This window comes from Geodermatophilus chilensis (assembly GCF_002802985.1).
GTDB classification, from domain to species: Bacteria; Actinomycetota; Actinomycetes; order Mycobacteriales; family Geodermatophilaceae; genus Geodermatophilus; species Geodermatophilus chilensis.
The window spans coordinates 1-1,152 of sequence record NZ_NVPT01000367.1 but is presented as its reverse complement, the minus strand read 5'-3'; the positions used below and the strand labels follow the sequence as shown (position 1 = coordinate 1,152).

Sequence of the window (1,152 nt, the reverse complement as noted above, 5' to 3'; positions counted from 1 at the left end):
TCGGGATCGTCGAGCGGGAGCTGCTCGGCGGGGAGTGCGCCTACTGGGCCTGCATCCCGTCCAAGACGCTGCTGCGCCCGCCGGAGGCCGGGGGCGAGGTCGACCGTGCCGCCGGAGCCGAGGGGGCGCGCCTGGACTGGCCCTCGACGCGGGACTACGCGACTACATGATCCGCAACCTGGACGACAGCAACCAGGTCGCCGGATACGAGAAGTCTGGCGCGACGGTCATCAAAGGGGTCGCGCGGATCACCGGGCCGGGCGCGGTCAACGTCGACGGACGGAGCCTGACCGCAGACCACCTCGTCATCGCCACCGGCTCGGACGCCGTGGTCCCGCCGATCGAGGGCCTCGATGCCGTACCGGTGTGGACCAACCGGGAGGCCACCACGCTGAACGACATCCCCGGCCGGGTGGTGCTGATCGGCGGTAGCGCGGTCGGTGTGGAGCTGGGGCTGTTCCTGCGCCGCTACGGGGCCCAGGTCACGATCCTCGAGAGATCGGCCCGGCTCCTGTCCCGGGAAGACCCCCGCCCCGGGGAGCTCACCGAGCAGTACCTCAGAGGCGAGGGCATCGACGTGCGGACGAACACCACCGCGGCGCAGGTCCGTCGCGAGGGCGGCGACACCGTGGTCCAGCTCGACGGCGGCGACCAGCTGCACTGCGACGTGATCGTCGTCGGCACCGGCCGCAGCCCACGCGCCGGGGATCTCGGGCTGGACACGGCCGGCGTCCGGCTCGGCGAGCGCGGTGAGCTCCCCGTCGACCAGCACTGCCGGGCCGCCGACGGGGTGTGGGGAATCGGCGACGTCACCGGGGTGATGCCGTTCACCCACGTCGCCATGTACCAGGGGCGGGTCGTGGCCGACAACATCCTCGGTACGCCGCGCACCGCCCGCTACGACGGGATCCCGCGGGTGGTCTTCACCGATCCCGAGGTCGCCGCGGTGGGGCTCACCACTCGGCAGGCCGAGGCCCAGGGCCTGTCCGTCGCCGGTGCGGAGGTCGACCTGGCCGAGGTGATCGCGCGCCCCTGGACCTACGAGAAGGACCCGCGGGGCCACCTCGGGGTGCTCGCCGACCGGGACCGCCGGGTGCTGCTCGGCGCCTGGGCCGTCGGGCCGCAGGCCAGCGAGTGGATCCACACCGCAGC

1 protein-coding gene is annotated in these 1,152 nt (G+C 73.4%); it reads left to right on the top strand.

Annotation, left to right across the window (positions count from 1 at the left end):
• Positions 1–166: 166 nt before the first annotated feature.
• Positions 167–1,152 (top strand): dihydrolipoyl dehydrogenase family protein (locus CNO22_RS27195; RefSeq protein WP_198588653.1); only part of this gene is annotated, 986 nt, incomplete at its 3' end.